Source organism: Paraburkholderia sp. RL17-373-BIF-A, assembly GCF_046030175.1.
In the GTDB taxonomy this organism is placed as follows: Bacteria; Pseudomonadota; Gammaproteobacteria; order Burkholderiales; family Burkholderiaceae; genus Paraburkholderia.
Window position 1 is genome coordinate 156,805 of sequence record NZ_JARESO010000006.1, and the last position, 15,657, is coordinate 172,461.

Consider the following 15,657-nt stretch of genomic DNA (forward strand, 5'->3'; position numbering starts at 1 on the left):
TTTTAATTATGGATGACTTACTAAATAAACATCTCTCGGTGGGCGTTTTGTCTAACCCCACGCGAGCGCAACGATTTGCCGGCGCCGCACTTTCCGTGCTGCTCGTCGCCCTGCTATCGGCCTGCTCGCGTCACGAAACGGCGACTTACCAAGGCTACGTCGAAGGTGAATTCGTCTACCTCGGCTCCTCGCAAGCCGGCAAGCTCACGGCGTTGTCGGTCTCTCGCGGACAAACGGTCAAGTCGAACGCCTCGCTATTTTCCCTTGAAGCCGACGATGAAACCCACGCGCTCGTCCAGGCGCAGCAGCAACTCGCGGCGGCCCGCGCTCAACTCGCCGACATCCGGACCGGCAAGCGCGTGCCCGAAGTCGACGTCAACCGTGCGCAACTGGCCGAGGCCGTAGCCAACGCCCGCAAGGCCGCGCTGCAACTGACGCGGGACGAAGCCCAATACCGCGCGGGCGGCATCGCAAAAGCTCAACTCGACGATTCGCGCGCGAATGCCGACTCCACCGCCGCACAAGTTCGGGAGCTCACCCATCAGGTCGACGTGGCTCGCCTGCCGGCCCGTTCACAACAGATCGTCGAACAGGAGGCGCAAGTAGCCGCTGCCGATGCCGTGGTTGCGCAGGCGCAATGGAAGCTCGATCAGAAACGCGTCAGCGCGCCATCAGAAGGCCTTGTCTATGACACGCTCTATCGCCAGGGTGAATGGGTGTCCGCCGGCAGTCCGATCGTCCAGATGCTGCCGCCGCAGAACGTCAAGGTGCGTTTCTTCGTTCCGGAGACGATCGTCGGGCAACTAGCACTCAATCGCGGCGTGACGCTGCATTGCGACGGCTGCGCGGCTGACGTGCCAGCGAAGATCACTTACGTGTCGAATCAGGCTGAATACACGCCGCCCGTCATCTATAGCAACGAAAGCCGCGCCAAACTCGTGTTCATGGTCGAAGCCCACCCGTCGATTGTGGACGCGACGAAGCTTCATCCGGGCCAACCTGTCTCGGTGGTGCTGCAATGAACGACGACACCCGACAGTACGTGATCGACGTGCATGACCTGAACAAGCGCTTCGGCAACAAGCACGTTGTCAACAACGTCTCGTTGCAGGTCGGCCGCGGCGAAATCTTCGGCTTTCTCGGGCCAAACGGCAGCGGCAAGACGACGTCCATCCGTCTCATGTGTGGATTGCTTACGCCGGATTCGGGCAGCGGCACCTGCCTCGGCTACGACATCGTGCGCGAGAGCGAGCAGATAAAACGCAACGTCGGGTACATGACTCAGCGCTTTTCCTATTGGGAAGACCTGACCATCCGCGAGAATCTCGACTTTGTCGCGCGCATCTACCAGATGCGCAACCGGCGCGAGGCGGTGGATCGCTCGCTGGAATCGCTCGGCCTGCAAACGCGCGCGAACCAGTTGACCGGTTCGCTGTCGGGCGGGTGGAAGCAGCGGCTCGCGCTGGCCGCCTGCATGTTGCACGAGCCGAAACTGCTGCTGCTCGACGAGCCCACCGCCGGCGTGGATCCCACCGCACGGCGCGACTTCTGGGAAGAGCTGCACCGCCTCGCCGCCACCGGCATATCAGTGCTCGTCAGTACCCACTACATGGATGAAGCCGAGCGCTGTCACAAGCTCGCTTATATCGCTTACGGGAAGATGCTCGCGCGCGGCACCGCGAGCGAAGTGATCGAATCACAAGGCCTTTCGACGTGGTCGATCCATGGCGAACACCTGAGCAAACTATCCGAGCAGCTTCGCACGACGCCCGGCGTCGACCAGACCGTCGTGTTCGGTTCCGCGCTGCACGTCAGCGGGCGCGATCATGAAGCGCTCGAAGCCGCGGTGCGGCAAGCGGTGGTCGGAACCTCGCTGCGCATCGAACCGATCAGCGCGGGGCTCGAGGATGTGTTCATCTATCTGATGAGCCATTCGAAAGACAACTTCGGAGCGCCGTCATGAGGAATCGCACCGTCTTCTCTTTGACGCGCTGGTGGAGCATCGTTCTCAAGGAGTTTCTTCAGCTGAGGCGCGATCGCGTCACGTTCGGCATGATCGTCGGGTTACCGATCATCCAGCTGGCACTGTTCGGCTTCGCGATCAATACCGACCCGAAGCATCTGCCGACAGCCGTCATCATCCACGACCAGAGCGAGTTTTCCCGCAGCTTCGTTGCGGCGATGACGAACTCCGCTTATTTCGACATCGTCGAAATCTTGCCTGACGAGGAGGCCGGACGCCGCGCGCTCGCTCAGGGCAAGGTCCAATTCGTGCTCAACGTGCCGGTGGATTTCTCGCGCAAACTGCTGCGTGGCGAGCATCCGTCACTACTGGTCGAAGCCGACGCGACCGATCCCACCGCAACGAATACCGCCGTCAGCGCGCTGCCGAAACTCGTCCAGCCGGTCGCGAACAAAGATCTGACGGGTCCGCTCGCACACCTGAACGGCACGCAAAACGCATTCGACGTGCAGGTTCACAATCTCTACAACCCCGAAGGCGTGACGCAATACAACGTCGTGCCCGGACTGATGGGCGTGATCCTGACTATGACGCTCGTCATGATGACCGGCCTCGCCGTGACTCGCGAACGCGAGCGCGGCACGATGGAAAACCTGCTCGCCACTCCTGTTCTGCCAATCGAAGTGATGACCGGCAAGATCGTGCCCTATGTCGTCATCGGGCTCATTCAGGCGTCGATCATTCTTGCCGCGACGCGCTACGTTTTCCACGTTCCGTTTGTCGGCAGCGCGCTGGCCATCTATCTCTCGGCGCTGCTTTTCATCGCGGCGAATCTGACGGTGGGCATCACGCTTTCTTCGCTCGCACAAAACCAGTTGCAGGCGATGCAACTCACCGTCTTCTACTTCTTGCCCAACATCCTGCTTTCGGGCTTCATGTTCCCGTTCGCGGGCATGCCGGCATGGGCGCGGTTTATCGGCAACCTCTTGCCGCTGACCTATTTCAACCGGCTGATTCGCGGAATTTTGCTCAAGGGCAATGGCTGGGCCGACCTGTGGCCATCGGTGTGGCCAATGGCGCTCTTCACGGCAATCGTCATGGCCATTGCATTGCGCTTCTACCGGCGCACGCTCGACTAGGGGGACACGATCATGAAGCAACTCGTTTTCCTGTGTTCACTCGTGCTATGCGGCTGCGCAGTGGGACCGGACTTTCACGCGCCCGCTGCGCCGGACACGCAAACCTACACGCACAAGGCCGAGTCATCTCGTACGGTATCGGCCGGCGGCACAGAGGGTTCCTCGCAAACCTTCACGACGGCGGACACGCCGCTACCGATGTGGTGGCGCCAGTTTCACTCGGCGCAGCTCGACCGCCTCGTCGAGCAGGCGCTCAATCAAAGCCCTACCTTGGCGCAAGCCCGCGCAAAGCTGATCGAGGCGCGCGAAAACTACAACGCCCAGTCGGGTGCGACACGGTTTCCGAGCGTCGACGCGAAGATTTCGGCAACGCGTCAACAAGTCGATCTCGCGGCTTTCGGCATTCCGAATGTCGAGAACCCCGGGCCGTTTTCGCTATTCAATGCGTCGGTGATGGTGTCCTACACATTCGACGTTTTCGGCGGCAATCGCCGGGCGCTCGAAGCCACGTTGGCGCAGGTCGACTATGAGGCGTTCCAACTGGATGCAGCGCGCTTGTCCATTGCGGGCAATGTCGTGTCGACGGCCGTGCAGCGCGCTTCGCTGCAGCAACAGGTCTTGCTGACGCAGCGTCTTGCAGATGCACAGGCGCAGCAACTCGGCATCATGGAGGCACGCTTTGCCGCCGGTGGTGTGTCGCAGCTCGACGTGAACAGCCAGCGCACGTTGCTCGCGCAGACGCGTGCGTCGCTGCCGCCACTCGCTACGCAGCTCGCGCAGGCGGATCACCAGCTTGCGATCCTGGTGGGCGATGTGCCGTCTAAAGCAGATTTTGATCAACTCACGCTGGACTCGCTTCATCTTCCGGTTGAGATACCCGTCACGCTGCCATCGACACTTGCACGGCAACGTCCTGACATCCGCGCCTCTGAAGCGCTATTGCACCAGGCCAGCGCAAACGTGGGCGTTGCAACGGCGAATCTGTATCCGCAGTTTTCGCTATCGGCGGGAATCGGCTCTGAACGCACGAGTATTCAGGACATTGTGAATGGCCTGAACATCTGGAATATCGGCCTGAATCTGACGCAGCCGATTTTTCACGGCGGCGAACTGCATGCGAAGAAACGTGCCGCCCAGGCCGCCTACGATGCTGCGTTTGCGAGCTATCAGCAAACGGTACTTCAGGCGCTGCAACAGGTCGCAGATGCGCTGACGGCATTACATAACGATGCGCACGAGTTGCATGCACGCGACGACGCCGCGCGACAGGCTCGAGCGAACCTCGAGATTGCGCGCGCGCAGTATTCAGCGGGTGGCGTCAGCCAGTTCAGCCTGCTCGACACGCAACGTCAAGCGCTGCAGACCGCTCTCGACCAGACGCATGCGCAGGCTGCCCGGTTGGGCGACACGGCTGCGCTGTTTCAGTCGCTGGGTAGCAGCGAGTCCGACTTGACGTTAGGAAGCACGCCGTAAGGGCGAGAGGCCGCTTTGCGTGACCACATATATCATGGAGTGATATATAATCGGATCGAAGGCCCACGGCGGAATCCGGAGTGTGGCCTCGCCCCATGTGATATCGCCCTCTCAAATTCCTATTCGACACTTGTCCCGCTACGCTCTCATCCGCTGGCTCGCCAGCTTCGCCCCCCACCCCATTGCCGTCCGGTGGCCGGAGCGCCTGAGATCGGGTCTCGGCGCATTGCTCGGGATTGCGTTCACCGGCGGGACCATGCACGTCCTTCTCGGACCGGCGGCGAACATTCCGCTTCTCGTCGCGCCAATGGGCGCTTCGGCCGTGCTGCTGTTCGCGGTTCCCGCCAGTCCGCTTGCGCAACCGTGGTCGATTATCGGCGGCAATATCGTCTCCGCGACAGTCGGCGTGGCCTGCGCAAGCTGGATCGCCGATCCAGTGGGCGCGGCTGCCTTGGCCGTCGCGCTGGCGATCTGTGCGATGTTTGCGCTGCGCTGCGTTCACCCGCCGTCGGGCGCGGTCGCGCTGACCGCGGTCCTCGGCGGTCCGGCGGTGCACGCGTTGGGCTACCGCTTCGTGGCCGAACCGATTGCGATCCAGTCGGTGACGCTGCTGTGCGGTGCCATCATCTATCACGCTGCTACCGGGCATCGATACCCGCACGTCGCCCAGGCGAGTTCGGTCAAAGGCGCGGGCGCATCGGCTTCGGCGTCGAATGAAGGTTTCACGCGCGCGGACCTCGAAGCAGTGTTGAACCGGCGCGGCGAATTGCTCGATATCGACACGGACGATCTGGAATCCCTGTTGCGCGATGTTCAGTTGCAGGCCTACGCCCGCACGTTCAATGAATTGACCTGCGCGGACATCATGTCGCGGTCGCTTGTCGCCGTATCGGCCACCACGCGAGCTTCCGCCGCATGGAGTCTGCTGAAGCAGCGCCAGATCAAGGCACTTCCGGTCACTGACGAAAAGCAGCACGTGATCGGCATCGTGACCCGCGCCGACCTCGTCGACAAGCGCGCGTTCGGCAAAGCGCCCGGCCTGTCGTCTCCCATGCAGCGCTGGTTCAGGCGCAGCGTCACGCCGGCGCCGCTGGTCGGCGCCCTGATGAATGTCGACGTCCGTACCGTCGACGCAACGACGCCCATCGTCGAACTGGTGCCCGTGTTCGCGAACTATGGGCATCACCATATCCCGGTTCTGGACTCGAGACAGCGGCTTGCCGGAATGATCACGCAGGCCGATCTCATCGCGGGACTGTATCGCCAGGCTTACGCCAAGCAGCGAACCACGGCATAGCCACCGTCATACACACCGAGGTCGAACACGGACATACATATCACGTCATGATATAATTCGTGTTTCACTTCTTTCTCCACGGCACTACGATGAAAACACTCACGCGCGGCTTGACCAAGGCGAACTTCGAGCAACTGTCCGAGTTTCGCTACCAGATGCGGCGCTTCGAGCGTTTTTCTGAACAGGCCGCCCAGGGCGAAGGCATCACGCCGTTGCAGTATCTGCTGCTCCTGCATATCAAGGGTTATCCGGAGCGCGACTGGGCGACCGTCGGCGAGCTTGCGGAACGGCTGCAGGCGCAGCATCACGGCGTAGTCGCGCTCGTGTCCCGCTGCGAGGCGCTCGATCTGGTCCGCAGGAAGGTCAGTGAGACGGACCGCCGCCAGGTCGAGGTTCATCTGTTGAAGGCGGGCGAGCAGGTGCTCGCCCGTCTCGCCGAGATGCACCGTACCGAGCTGAAGTCGCTCAAAGGCGCGTTTAATGTCCCCCAGATCGATATTTGAGTCGCCATGAGTCTCGATACCCATAAGCGCGATTTTTCCATCAATGCGCGGCTTCCTGGCATTTCCGCGCTCGCCGCGGGGATCGGCGCTCTCAGCACGCTCGCGGCGTTCGTGCTGTTGAGCCTGATTCATCTATTCACCAATCTGTTTTTCTTTCAGCAATTTTCGTTTGCGGACCGCTCACCCGCCGTCAACACGTTGGGTGTCTGGGTGGTGGTCATCCCTGTGATCGGCGGTCTGATCGTCGGTCTAATGGCGCGTTACGGCTCGGAGAAGATTCGCGGGCATGGCATTCCCGAAGCGATCGAGGCCATCCTGTTCGGCAAGAGCCGCATGTCGCCGAAGGTGGCGATTCTCAAGCCGCTGTCTTCCGGCATCGTGATCGGCAGCGGCGGCCCGTTCGGGGCGGAAGGCCCGATCATCATGACAGGCGGCGCACTGGGCTCGCTGATCGCGCAGTGCGTGAAGGTCACGTCCGCGGAACGCAAGACGCTGCTGGTAGCCGGCGCGGCGGCGGGCATGACAGCGGTCTTCGGCACGCCGGTGGCGGCCGTGCTGCTGGCGGTCGAACTGCTGCTGTTCGAATGGCGCCCGCGCAGTTTTCTGCCGGTCGCCCTCGCGTGTGCCGTCGCGGGATTTGCGCGCGCGGGATTCTTCGGCACCGGGCCGCTGTTTCCGCTCGAAACCGCGCCGCCCGGCGCGCTGTCGCTGCTGTCCTGCGTCATCGCGGGTCTGCTCTCCGGTGCGCTCGCCTCGGGTTTGTCGGCCGCGCTTTATAAAGTCGAGGACCTGTTCGGCAAGCTGCCCATCCACTGGATGTGGTGGCCCGCGCTCGGCGGGCTCGTCGTCGGCATCGGCGGCTTTCTCGAACCGCGTGCGCTGGGCGTCGGCTACGACGTGATCGGCGACCTGTTGCATCAGCACATTGCAATCCAGATCGCGCTGGCGATTCTCATCGTGAAGGCCGTCATCTGGGTCGTGGCGCTGGGCTCGGGTACTTCGGGCGGCGTCCTTGCTCCATTGCTCATGCTGGGCGCGGGACTCGGCGTCTTGCTCGGCCATGTGCTGCCGGGCGGCGAACCCGCCCTGTGGCCGCTCGTCTGCATGGCGGCCACGCTCGGCGCGACTTTGGGCGCGCCGTTGGCCGCCATCGTGTTCGCATTCGGCCTGACGCACGACAGTAACGCACTGCTGCCGCTGCTCGCCGCGACGCTGATCGCGCACGGGTTCGCAACAGTCGTCATGAAGCGTTCCATCATGACAGAGAAAATTGCCCGGCGTGGTTATCACATTTACCGGGAATACGGTGTCGATCCACTCGAGCGCCACCATGTCGACGAGGTGATGTCGCGCACGGTCAAGACAATCGATGCCGACATGTCCGTGGCTGAAGCGCTGGCAACGTACTTCGGCGCGACGCAGACACATCGCGCCTATCCGGTGGTGCGTCAGGGCGCGCTGGTGGGCGTCGTCGATCGCGCGGTGCTGGAGAAAATCCGCGATGGCGACGCAAAAATTGCGCTCGACTCGCGACTCGCCGACGTATTGCGCCAGCGTTCGCCCGCTTTTGCATTACCCGGTGAAACCTGCCGGCTCGTCGCAACGCGGCTTGCGGTGCATGGTCTCGAACGGTTGCCGGTGGTTGCGGATTCCGCAACGTTGCAACTGATCGGCATCGTGTCGCGCAGCGATCTGATCAAGCCGTCTCTCGCGCACTTCGACGAAGAGCACAAGAAAGAGCGGTTCCGGCGCTTGCGAATGGACACCGGCAAGCGGCACTTCCCACCGGTTCCGTAAACCGCCAGAGCTGTCAGCGATTCTTCCGTGCCCCTTCGGGGGCACGCTTGCCTCCTTTTCCCCGCTGTTTCACAGCACTGTCTCCCGCACGACATCGTCCCGACGCCGCGAAGCCACGTCGCGCGTTTCATCGCTATTCGCAAGCGTTCCAAAGACACGCGCGTCGCAAGCCACAACTGGGAACGGGGCTCGCACACGTGACATCCAACACCATATTGACGATCGAATCAGCCGCCGATCGCGTGCGGACCGACCCGGACTCGCCATCATTATTCAGGAGACGCAAGATGAAGATGATCAGCGCAGCACTGCTCAGCGCACTCACGTTGACCGGCCTTCCATGCTGGGCGCAGAACGCCGGTCCCACCGATGCGCAGATCGCAGCCATCGTCGTGACGGCCAATCAGGTGGATATCGACGCGGGCAAGCTCGCGGAATCGAAAACGAAGTCGAAAGATGTCAAAGCGTTCGCGCAACGCATGGTCACCGATCACAGCGGCGTCAACAAGGCCGCCGCCGACCTTGTGCACAAACTGGGCGTGACGCCGGAAGACAATCCGACGAGCCAGAGTCTCAAGCAAGGCGGCGATGCAAACCTCGCCAATCTAAAGTCGCTCAAGGGCGCGCCATTCGACCGGGCGTATATCGATCACGAGGTCACCTATCACGAGAACGTTCTCGACGCGCTCGACAAGACGTTGATTCCGGACGCGCAGAACGCGGAATTGAAGGCGCTGCTCGTCAAGGTGCGCCCAGCCTTTGTCGCGCATCTCAAGCACGCGAGGCATTTGCAGGCTGCGCTGGGCAAGAGCGGTGGGTAATCCGACAGTTCGCGCGGCCGGGAAGCGCCGGAGCAAGAGACGTACGAGTGGTTTCGTTCGCGCCTGCGCGCTCCTTGCGATCGTCGTGACGTCACTGGCCGGCGTTTCCAACGCTGTGGCGAAAACCTATCTGATCGTGATCGAGCAGATGCGTTTCGATCCTCCGGTGCTCATCGTGCACCGCGGGGATCGTGTGATGTGGGTCAATAAGGATCTGTTTCCCCACACGGCGAGCGCCATGTCGAAAGCGTTCGATTCACGCGAAATCGCGCCGAATGCATCGTGGACCTATGTGGCACGGGAGACCGGCAGCTATCCGTATCGGTGCACCCTCCACGCCACGATGCGTGGCACAGTGATCGTGCAATAACGGATGCACAATGCGTGGAGGCAACCTGGCGAGGCAGTCATGACGAACATCGCTGAAGCACGTTCAAGCTTTGCCGCGGACGACGAACGTGAAACAGTCCGCCGCATCGTCGCGGGAGATCGATCGGCGTTCGAACTGCTGATGCGCCGGCACAACCGGCGCTTGTATCGTCTCGCGCGCGCCACGCTGCGTGACGCGGCGGAAGCCGAAGACGCGCTGCAGGCGGCGTATCTATCGGCCTACAGATCGATCGCCCGGTTTCGTGGCGATGCCACCCTTCTCACCTGGCTGTCCCGTCTGGTGCTCAATGAATGCTATGGACGCCTGCGCCGGGAAGCTCGCCGTCAGAACGTGATTCCGATGGTGGACGCCAACACTCACGTCGATATCGATGCCATGATCGCGCAAGATTCCGATTCCCCAGAAAAGGCGGCCGCGCGCGCCGAGTTGCGGACATTGCTCGAGCGCAAGCTGGACGAATTGCCGGAAGCCTTTCGCGTTGTGTTCGTGCTGCGTTCAGTCGAGGAAATGAGCGTCGAGGAGACAGCGCAATGTCTCGACATCCCGGAAGCGACGGTGCGCAGCCGGCACTTCCGCGCCAAGAGCCTGCTGCGCGAATCATTGGCGCACGAGATCGATCTCGCCGAGCGCGACGTCTTCGAATTCGGTGGTGCGCATTGCGACCGGGTGGTCGCCAACGTACTAAACCGGCTAGCCGATGAGGATGGTCAGCCGTTCACTTGTGGTTGAGATTTGTTTGCACGCTGTTGGCAGATGGAGAGAGTCGCCTATGCGCCGTCGATACAAATCGGCCGTTTTCGCCGACGCCATTCGCAGTGTCTGGGCGATCCTGGCCCTGCTCGCCGCGGCGGCAAGCTCGAGCGCCGAGGCGCGCGAGATCAAAGTCGTGTCGGGAACCTATGGCAAGAACTGCGGCGCGTCACGAGGCAACGCGACTGCAGACCTCGCCCGCCAGTGCAACGGTCTGCAGACCTGCCGGTACGTGCTGCACAAGGCACCCACAGGCACTCCATCCGAGCGCTGCCGCACGGACTTCCGCGCCGAATGGTTTTGCACCGGCACCGAATTCCATACCGCCGCGCTCAGCGCTCAAGCAGAGCCGGGCAGCACACTCGTGCTGAGTTGCGTCGAAGAGACCGGCGCGGGCAAATAACCGCCTCACTTCTGCGGACGGGCCCGCAGGGCGTTCTGCGCCATCCACCTGAGCCGCTCGCAGTCAGCCTTGACTCTCGATTTGAATTCCGCCGGATCGTGCAACCGCATGGCGTTCATCTGAATGCCTTCCTTCTCGCCGCGGCGCCATCCGGTCTGCCATTGCAGGTCGAAGTTGCTGGCATCATGCAGCACCTTGCGCAGGCGCTCCTTGTACGCGCCAATACGTTCGGGCGAGGTCCCGCAGAATTCCTGGGCGAAGTGAGCCCGCTCACCCGCGGCTTGCGCATTGGCGTTCGCGGTTTCCTCGTTCGCCACGCCCGGCAGTGGCCATGCCACCGACAGCAACAACACGGATGCCACCGGCAATAGCATTCGATAGCAGTACTGCCATTTCCTCATGTCCGACTCCTTATCGTCCACGACGGCGCATCCGTCCAATCAGCCCCGCACGGCCGCATCGCCCAGGGATACTCCCTACGTTTTCCGCCATTTCACGCCGATCTGTCTTGATTCGACTGCAGGATGGCGGTTTCGCGCGCTATGCCAGTGTATTGCGTTGACAATACACGGTGTTACGCTCAAGAAAGCAGCCTTCGCGGCAGTGAGCCGCCGTTCAGCGGCAGAACAGCAGCCATAGAACATACCGCGAAGCGCGAATGCCTACGAGAGGCGAAACATCGCTGCGGGAGCGACTGCGATGCAAATCAAAACATATACCGGACTGACGCTATTGGTGTTAAGCAGTGCTGCTTTCGCATGGCAGCCACTCACCTATCCAATTCGAAGTCAAAGCCCTTATCAGCGCAGCATCGATACCGCAATGTGTTACGCGACGGCGAACAAGCAGACCAAGGTCAACATCGTCCGCGAGCCGCAGATTCCACCGCGCAAGCCGGCTGCCACCAAGACGTCGTCGACCGGCGTGCCGTCGCGGCCGCCATTGCCGCCCAGCACCTTCTCGTCCGCGCCGATCGGCGCGAGCATGCCGGCCGCCGCCGCGCCGGGCGCGAGCGCGCCCGCAGAGACTACGGCGGCGACGGCGACGGCGACGAAGGGCGCCTCGGCGCCTACGGCGGCGAGCGCGACTTCGGCGGGCACCACGACCACGGCCGCCACGGCGGCATCGGCGACGAGCGCGGGCAACAGCGCCTCGGAAACGGCGGCTGCGAGCGAGGCGCAGATGGCTGCGGCATCCAGTGTGAAGCTGCCACCTCTGCCGGCGCCCGAGCCGCCAATGACACAGTATTGGGCCGCGTATGGCGCGTGCATGCAAGCGCGGGGTTACGTCGTCGCACAGTAACCCTGCTTGCAAGCCTCGTTACGGTGCCTTGTTTTTTTCTGATTGTGGCGCCGGCATTCGACGCCCCTTTGCGACACGGCGATGCTTAGCGACTTTACTTCCGATCAGCACGATCCCCTCCGATGCGGGCACTGCGGTGTCCCGCTAGCCGGTCGCTTCACGCCCTGTCCTTCGTGCCATCGGCGGCCGGTCGATTCGTTCGGCGCGCGTTCGGCGCCGCCTCCCTCGCTCAAAGTCCCGCTGAAGGATCGATTGGACGATCCACAGCCGCTCGTCGACAGCCGTCTGCCGACACGCAGGATCTGGAATCCGTCCTCGCGCGCGCTGGTCAATCCCTACGAGTTCATCGAGGAGCCCGTGGTCGCCGTGTCCGCCTATCAGCGACTGCGCCAGCCCCTCGTGCTGGGCGCATCGGTGCTGGTGGTGACGTCCGCGGTGTATCTGGGGTTCATCCATAGCAACGATTCGGATGTCGGCACGCCTATCGCGGTTTCCGGCAAGGTGCGCACGCAAAACGTCCCGCCGCTCGTCGTCATTCCGCAGAAACCCACGGCCGCTGTCGCGCAGCGGTCCGCGCCTGCCACCCCGCCGAAACCCGCGACCATCGTCGCCCAGAAGCCTGCAGCCGTCGCCACCCAGAAACCCGCCACCATCGCCACCCAGAAGCCCGCCACCGTCATCGCGCAGAAGCCCGCGGCCGCGCCCCCTGTCGTCGCACCAAAGCCCGCGGCCACCGTCGCCGCCGCGCGGTCCGTGCCCGTGCGTTCGCCGCCGGTTCTGCCACCGGCCGCCACGCCACCGCTTTCGCGCCGAGTCGCATCCGTTGGACCCGAGACGAAGCGAAATCCGGGCGGCCAGTCAGGCAACCCGCCGGATCAACCGCGCGCGGATGTGTCGCGGCATCTCAGAGCTGCCCGTGCCAATCTGCAGCAGAACAATCTTTCGGCGACCCGAGGGCGCCTCGCAGCAGCGATCGCCGCGCAGCCGGATAATCGCGACGCGTTGAACATGCGCTCGACAGTGAGCCAACGCGAACAGCAGCGCGACGCGCTACTGAGCCTTGCGCGAGGCTGCGGATATATCGCTCGATGGACGTGCGTCTCGCACAATGCCGGCACGGCACTGCAGATCGATTCGAGCAGCAAGGAAGCACAGCGTCTCGTGACGCTTGCACAGCGCGAAACCGAACTGCAGATGCCGCCGCCCGCGGAACCCGCACCCGAGCCGCCGCCCGACACACGCGACGTGGCCATCCATCATTGACGCAAGAAGCCGCTTCGATCAGGCCATTCAGGAATGGAACAGGAACAGGTGCGCGCTGCGCCCTAGCGGGCCGGCACGGCCAGACTCACCTGACGCGCGATCGCGCGATAGCGGTCAGCGGTATCCCTGAGCGTCAAGCCGGCCAGCGAGCGTTCCGCCCGCGCCTGCCCTAGCGCAACGATCACCGCCTCGGCATAGCACTGCACATTGCCGGTATCGACCAATTGGACGCCGGGAAATCCGCTCGCGAACGCGAAGGCCGGAATCTTGCTCGCCACGATCGGCACGCCGGAAGCCAGCGCTTCGAGAAAAGCCACACTGTGCGCCTCGGATTGCGACGGCATGACGAACACGTTCGACTCCGACAGCACGGTCGCGACATCCGTGCGCGGACCTGCCACCGCGACGCGCTCCGCGATGCCCAGCGTCTTCGCCAACGCGACGACCGCGCGGTGATAGTCGGGGTCTTCGATCACGCCGTACAACACGAGCCGTGCGTCTTTCTCGTGCTTGAGGACTTCGTTGAAAGCCCGCACCGTCAGCAGTTGATTTTTGACCGCCGCGTATCGGCCGATCTGCACCACCTGCGGCGTGTGGCCGTCGCGCTCCACGCCGTCGGTGAACGCGAAGCGCGCGATGTCCACGCCGTTCGGCACGACGGTCATCGACGGATGTGGCCCGATGGCCTGCACATAGTCCGTCACCCCCTGCTCCGACACGCCGATCACCATCCGGGCGCGTCCCGACAGGACATGTTCGACGCGTCTGAACAGCGGGCGCTCGAAGTCGTTGGTCGCCGAATGCATGACGTAGACCACCGGCACGCGCAACGGCAATGCGCGCGCGTAAAACGACGGAATGGTCGCGTGCGCAAAGATCACATCCGGATGAAAACGCCGCACGGCGCCGAACAGATGGCACAACTTGATGAACGCACGATGCCGCCGCTCTGGAAAGAAGCACTGCACGCCGTGGCTTTCGAGGTCGTTCTGCAAGGGCGCGAAATCGGCATGCGCCGGCAACAGCGAAGCCACGCACACTGCCATGCCTTCGGCACACTGATCGAGCGCGAGGTCCTTAGCCAGGACTTCAGCTCCCGACAGACGCGGCGCAAGAACCAGGTGAAAGACACGCATCATGGTGTCCTTGCCGTCAACGTCCTGAAGAGCATCCACGCGGCGGCGCAGCCAAGGCCGAGCGTCATGGACCAGGCAATGCCCGTCACGCCCCAATAATGCACGGCGGGAGGCGCGCTCAACACCAGCACCACGACCTGGATCGCCGACGCATGCACGGTCGCCTTCGCGTCTCCCACCGCGCGCAGATAGGCCACGAGCACTGCGATCAAAGCGCCGATTGCCATATTGATCACCAGGATCCTGAAGAGCGGCACTGCCGGCAGCCATGCCGCGCCGAGAATCAGCGAGAAGAGCGGCTCGGCGATCAGCCGCAGCACCGCGACGAAAGCCGCGAGCCCGATCGCGATCACCAGCAGATAGATCTTGATGATGCGCGACGCCGACTCCGGACTACGGCGATGATGCGCCGCGAAGGTCGGAAAGAGGTATTGCGACATGGCGATCGCGGCGTCGGCGAGCAGCATCTGCGCGAGCCGCGACGACATCTGATAGCTGCCCAGTTGCGCCGGCCCGAGCAGTTTGCCGACCACCACCTTGTCGAACTGATTGAGCAGTAGATTGATCACGCTGCTGGCCCAGATCCAGCGGCTGAAACCGACATAGTGGCCGATGCCCGACCACACCGCGCGGATCGGCGGACGCGGTTTCATGGTCGCCCAGGTCAGCGTGCTTTTCAGGCTCTCGCCGGCCACGAGGCCGATCAGCACCGAAGACGCGCCGGCGCCGAAATACGCGAGCGCGAGCCCCACCGTGCAGTCGACGAATGACGCCGCCACCTCCACACCGGCGATATGCTGGAAGCGCCGCTCGCGCTGCACCACGTAATAAGCGGGCGACGCCAGACCGCGCAGCAACGGCAGCAGCGCCGCGAGTTGGATCAGGATCAGCGAGCCGTCCAGATGGAACTGGCTGCTCAGCAATGGGGCGAGCGCGACCAGCAGCAGCGAAATGAGCACACCTCGCGCCGTCAATGTCGTCCACACCGCGCCGAGCTGCGAGCGCGACGGCGGATGTTCGCCTTGAATGACCGCTTGCGCGAGGCCGGTATCGGACAGCGCCTCGGCAATCGCCACCGCGAGCAGAGCCACGCTCACGCTGCCGATCGCCGCCGGCCCTAGCATCCGGCCAATCGCAAGAAATTTGATCGCTACAAGTCCACGCACGGCGAACTGCTGTAGCAGGACCCACGTCGCCGCACTCGCGCCGAAGCTGCCCGCCACCGAGAACGCCGGAAGCCTGATCGCCCGCAAGCTATTTCTCCGTCGAATCGGAGCGCCGTTGAATCGGCCGCGCAGAGCGATTTCAAGCATCGCTCTGCGAACGCCGCCGGCGCATAATTTGTTAGGTTGCACCAGCAAGCTGGCGAGGTTTTTTCATCGAACTCTATGCACGACCATACCGCGAGAGAATCGCCTA

At 63.0% G+C, this 15,657-nt stretch carries 16 protein-coding genes; 13 read left to right on the forward strand and 3 right to left on the reverse strand.

Features of this window, described 5'->3' with window-relative positions; translation table 11 throughout:
• Window positions 1–47: 47 nt before the first annotated feature.
• The 11 genes from P0D80_RS09770 to P0D80_RS09820 all read left to right on the forward strand — a co-directional run bounded on the left by P0D80_RS09770 (window position 48) and on the right by P0D80_RS09820 (window position 10,537).
• Window positions 48–1,022, forward strand: a complete 975-nt coding sequence (locus P0D80_RS09770; RefSeq protein ID WP_408283234.1) for an HlyD family secretion protein — start codon at window positions 48–50, stop codon at window positions 1,020–1,022.
• Window positions 1,019–1,963, forward strand: coding sequence for an ABC transporter ATP-binding protein (locus P0D80_RS09775; RefSeq protein WP_408283237.1), 945 nt, complete (start codon window positions 1,019–1,021; stop codon window positions 1,961–1,963). Before P0D80_RS09770 ends, P0D80_RS09775 begins: the two co-directional genes overlap by 4 nt.
• Window positions 1,960–3,102 (forward strand): ABC transporter permease, encoded by a 1,143-nt coding sequence (locus P0D80_RS09780; protein ID WP_408178790.1) that lies wholly within the window; start codon window positions 1,960–1,962, stop codon window positions 3,100–3,102. The genes P0D80_RS09775 and P0D80_RS09780 overlap by 4 nt, the downstream gene beginning before the upstream one ends.
• A 12-nt stretch (window positions 3,103–3,114) precedes the next feature.
• Window positions 3,115–4,575, forward strand: a complete 1,461-nt coding sequence (locus P0D80_RS09785; protein ID WP_408178791.1) for an efflux transporter outer membrane subunit — start codon at window positions 3,115–3,117, stop codon at window positions 4,573–4,575.
• Window positions 4,576–4,705: 130 nt separating this feature from the next.
• The gene (locus P0D80_RS09790; protein WP_408178792.1) at window positions 4,706–5,872 is read left to right on the forward strand and encodes an HPP family protein; all 1,167 of its coding nucleotides are present in this window, start codon (window positions 4,706–4,708) and stop codon (window positions 5,870–5,872) included.
• A gap of 89 nt (window positions 5,873–5,961) precedes the next feature.
• Window positions 5,962–6,375, forward strand: coding sequence for a MarR family winged helix-turn-helix transcriptional regulator (locus P0D80_RS09795; RefSeq protein ID WP_408178793.1), 414 nt, complete (start codon window positions 5,962–5,964; stop codon window positions 6,373–6,375).
• A 6-nt stretch (window positions 6,376–6,381) separates the two neighbouring features.
• Window positions 6,382–8,172: a chloride channel protein gene (locus tag P0D80_RS09800; protein WP_408283243.1), complete on the forward strand. Its 1,791-nt coding sequence runs from the start codon at window positions 6,382–6,384 to the stop codon at window positions 8,170–8,172.
• Between the two features lie 287 nt (window positions 8,173–8,459).
• The gene (locus tag P0D80_RS09805; RefSeq protein ID WP_408283246.1) at window positions 8,460–8,993 is read left to right on the forward strand and encodes a DUF4142 domain-containing protein; all 534 of its coding nucleotides are present in this window, start codon (window positions 8,460–8,462) and stop codon (window positions 8,991–8,993) included.
• The gene (locus tag P0D80_RS09810; protein ID WP_408283249.1) at window positions 8,986–9,363 is read left to right on the forward strand and encodes a cupredoxin domain-containing protein; all 378 of its coding nucleotides are present in this window, start codon (window positions 8,986–8,988) and stop codon (window positions 9,361–9,363) included. The genes P0D80_RS09805 and P0D80_RS09810 overlap by 8 nt, the downstream gene beginning before the upstream one ends.
• A 39-nt stretch (window positions 9,364–9,402) precedes the next feature.
• Window positions 9,403–10,113 carry an RNA polymerase sigma factor gene (locus P0D80_RS09815; protein ID WP_408283252.1) on the forward strand — a complete coding sequence of 237 codons (711 nt, stop codon included), beginning with the start codon at window positions 9,403–9,405 and terminating at the stop codon, window positions 10,111–10,113.
• 40 nt (window positions 10,114–10,153) lie between these two features.
• A complete protein-coding gene (locus tag P0D80_RS09820; protein WP_408283254.1) occupies window positions 10,154–10,537 on the forward strand; it encodes a hypothetical protein in 384 nt (127 codons plus the stop codon).
• Between the two features lie 5 nt (window positions 10,538–10,542).
• Here the strand turns inward: P0D80_RS09820 and P0D80_RS09825 are convergent, their stop codons facing one another.
• The gene (locus P0D80_RS09825) at window positions 10,543–10,890 is read right to left on the reverse strand and encodes a hypothetical protein (protein WP_408178799.1); all 348 of its coding nucleotides are present in this window, start codon (window positions 10,888–10,890) and stop codon (window positions 10,543–10,545) included.
• A gap of 346 nt (window positions 10,891–11,236) precedes the next feature.
• Between P0D80_RS09825 and P0D80_RS09830 the strand changes: the two genes are divergently transcribed.
• Together P0D80_RS09830 and P0D80_RS09835 are read left to right on the forward strand one after the other, a co-directional pair.
• Window positions 11,237–11,839, forward strand: coding sequence for a hypothetical protein (locus P0D80_RS09830; RefSeq protein ID WP_408283257.1), 603 nt, complete (start codon window positions 11,237–11,239; stop codon window positions 11,837–11,839).
• Window positions 11,840–12,091: 252 nt separating this feature from the next.
• Window positions 12,092–13,102, forward strand: a complete 1,011-nt coding sequence (locus P0D80_RS09835) for a hypothetical protein (protein WP_408283260.1) — start codon at window positions 12,092–12,094, stop codon at window positions 13,100–13,102.
• A 62-nt stretch (window positions 13,103–13,164) separates the two neighbouring features.
• Here P0D80_RS09835 and P0D80_RS09840 read toward each other — a convergent pair whose 3' ends face one another.
• Both P0D80_RS09840 and P0D80_RS09845 read right to left on the reverse strand, forming a co-directional pair.
• Window positions 13,165–14,238 (reverse strand): glycosyltransferase, encoded by a 1,074-nt coding sequence (locus tag P0D80_RS09840; RefSeq protein ID WP_408283261.1) that lies wholly within the window; start codon window positions 14,236–14,238, stop codon window positions 13,165–13,167.
• The gene (locus P0D80_RS09845; RefSeq protein WP_408178802.1) at window positions 14,238–15,491 is read right to left on the reverse strand and encodes an oligosaccharide flippase family protein; all 1,254 of its coding nucleotides are present in this window, start codon (window positions 15,489–15,491) and stop codon (window positions 14,238–14,240) included. The genes P0D80_RS09840 and P0D80_RS09845 overlap by 1 nt, the downstream gene beginning before the upstream one ends.
• Window positions 15,492–15,657: the final 166 nt, after the last annotated feature.

Excerpts from the sequence above, each read along its gene's own strand:
- P0D80_RS09775 (WP_408283237.1), top strand. The coding sequence starts at position 1,019 with ATGAACGACGACACCCGACAGTACGTGATCGACGTGCATGACCTGAAC.
- P0D80_RS09780 (WP_408178790.1), top strand. The coding sequence starts at position 1,960 with ATGAGGAATCGCACCGTCTTCTCTTTGACGCGCTGGTGGAGCATCGTT.
- P0D80_RS09785 (WP_408178791.1), top strand. The coding sequence starts at position 3,115 with ATGAAGCAACTCGTTTTCCTGTGTTCACTCGTGCTATGCGGCTGCGCA.
- P0D80_RS09795 (WP_408178793.1), top strand. The coding sequence starts at position 5,962 with ATGAAAACACTCACGCGCGGCTTGACCAAGGCGAACTTCGAGCAACTG.
- P0D80_RS09800 (WP_408283243.1), top strand. The coding sequence starts at position 6,382 with ATGAGTCTCGATACCCATAAGCGCGATTTTTCCATCAATGCGCGGCTT.
- P0D80_RS09805 (WP_408283246.1), top strand. The coding sequence starts at position 8,460 with ATGAAGATGATCAGCGCAGCACTGCTCAGCGCACTCACGTTGACCGGC.
- P0D80_RS09815 (WP_408283252.1), top strand. The coding sequence starts at position 9,403 with ATGACGAACATCGCTGAAGCACGTTCAAGCTTTGCCGCGGACGACGAA.
- P0D80_RS09820 (WP_408283254.1), top strand. The coding sequence starts at position 10,154 with ATGCGCCGTCGATACAAATCGGCCGTTTTCGCCGACGCCATTCGCAGT.
- P0D80_RS09830 (WP_408283257.1), top strand. The coding sequence starts at position 11,237 with ATGCAAATCAAAACATATACCGGACTGACGCTATTGGTGTTAAGCAGT.
- P0D80_RS09840 (WP_408283261.1), bottom strand. The coding sequence starts at position 14,238 with ATGCGTGTCTTTCACCTGGTTCTTGCGCCGCGTCTGTCGGGAGCTGAA.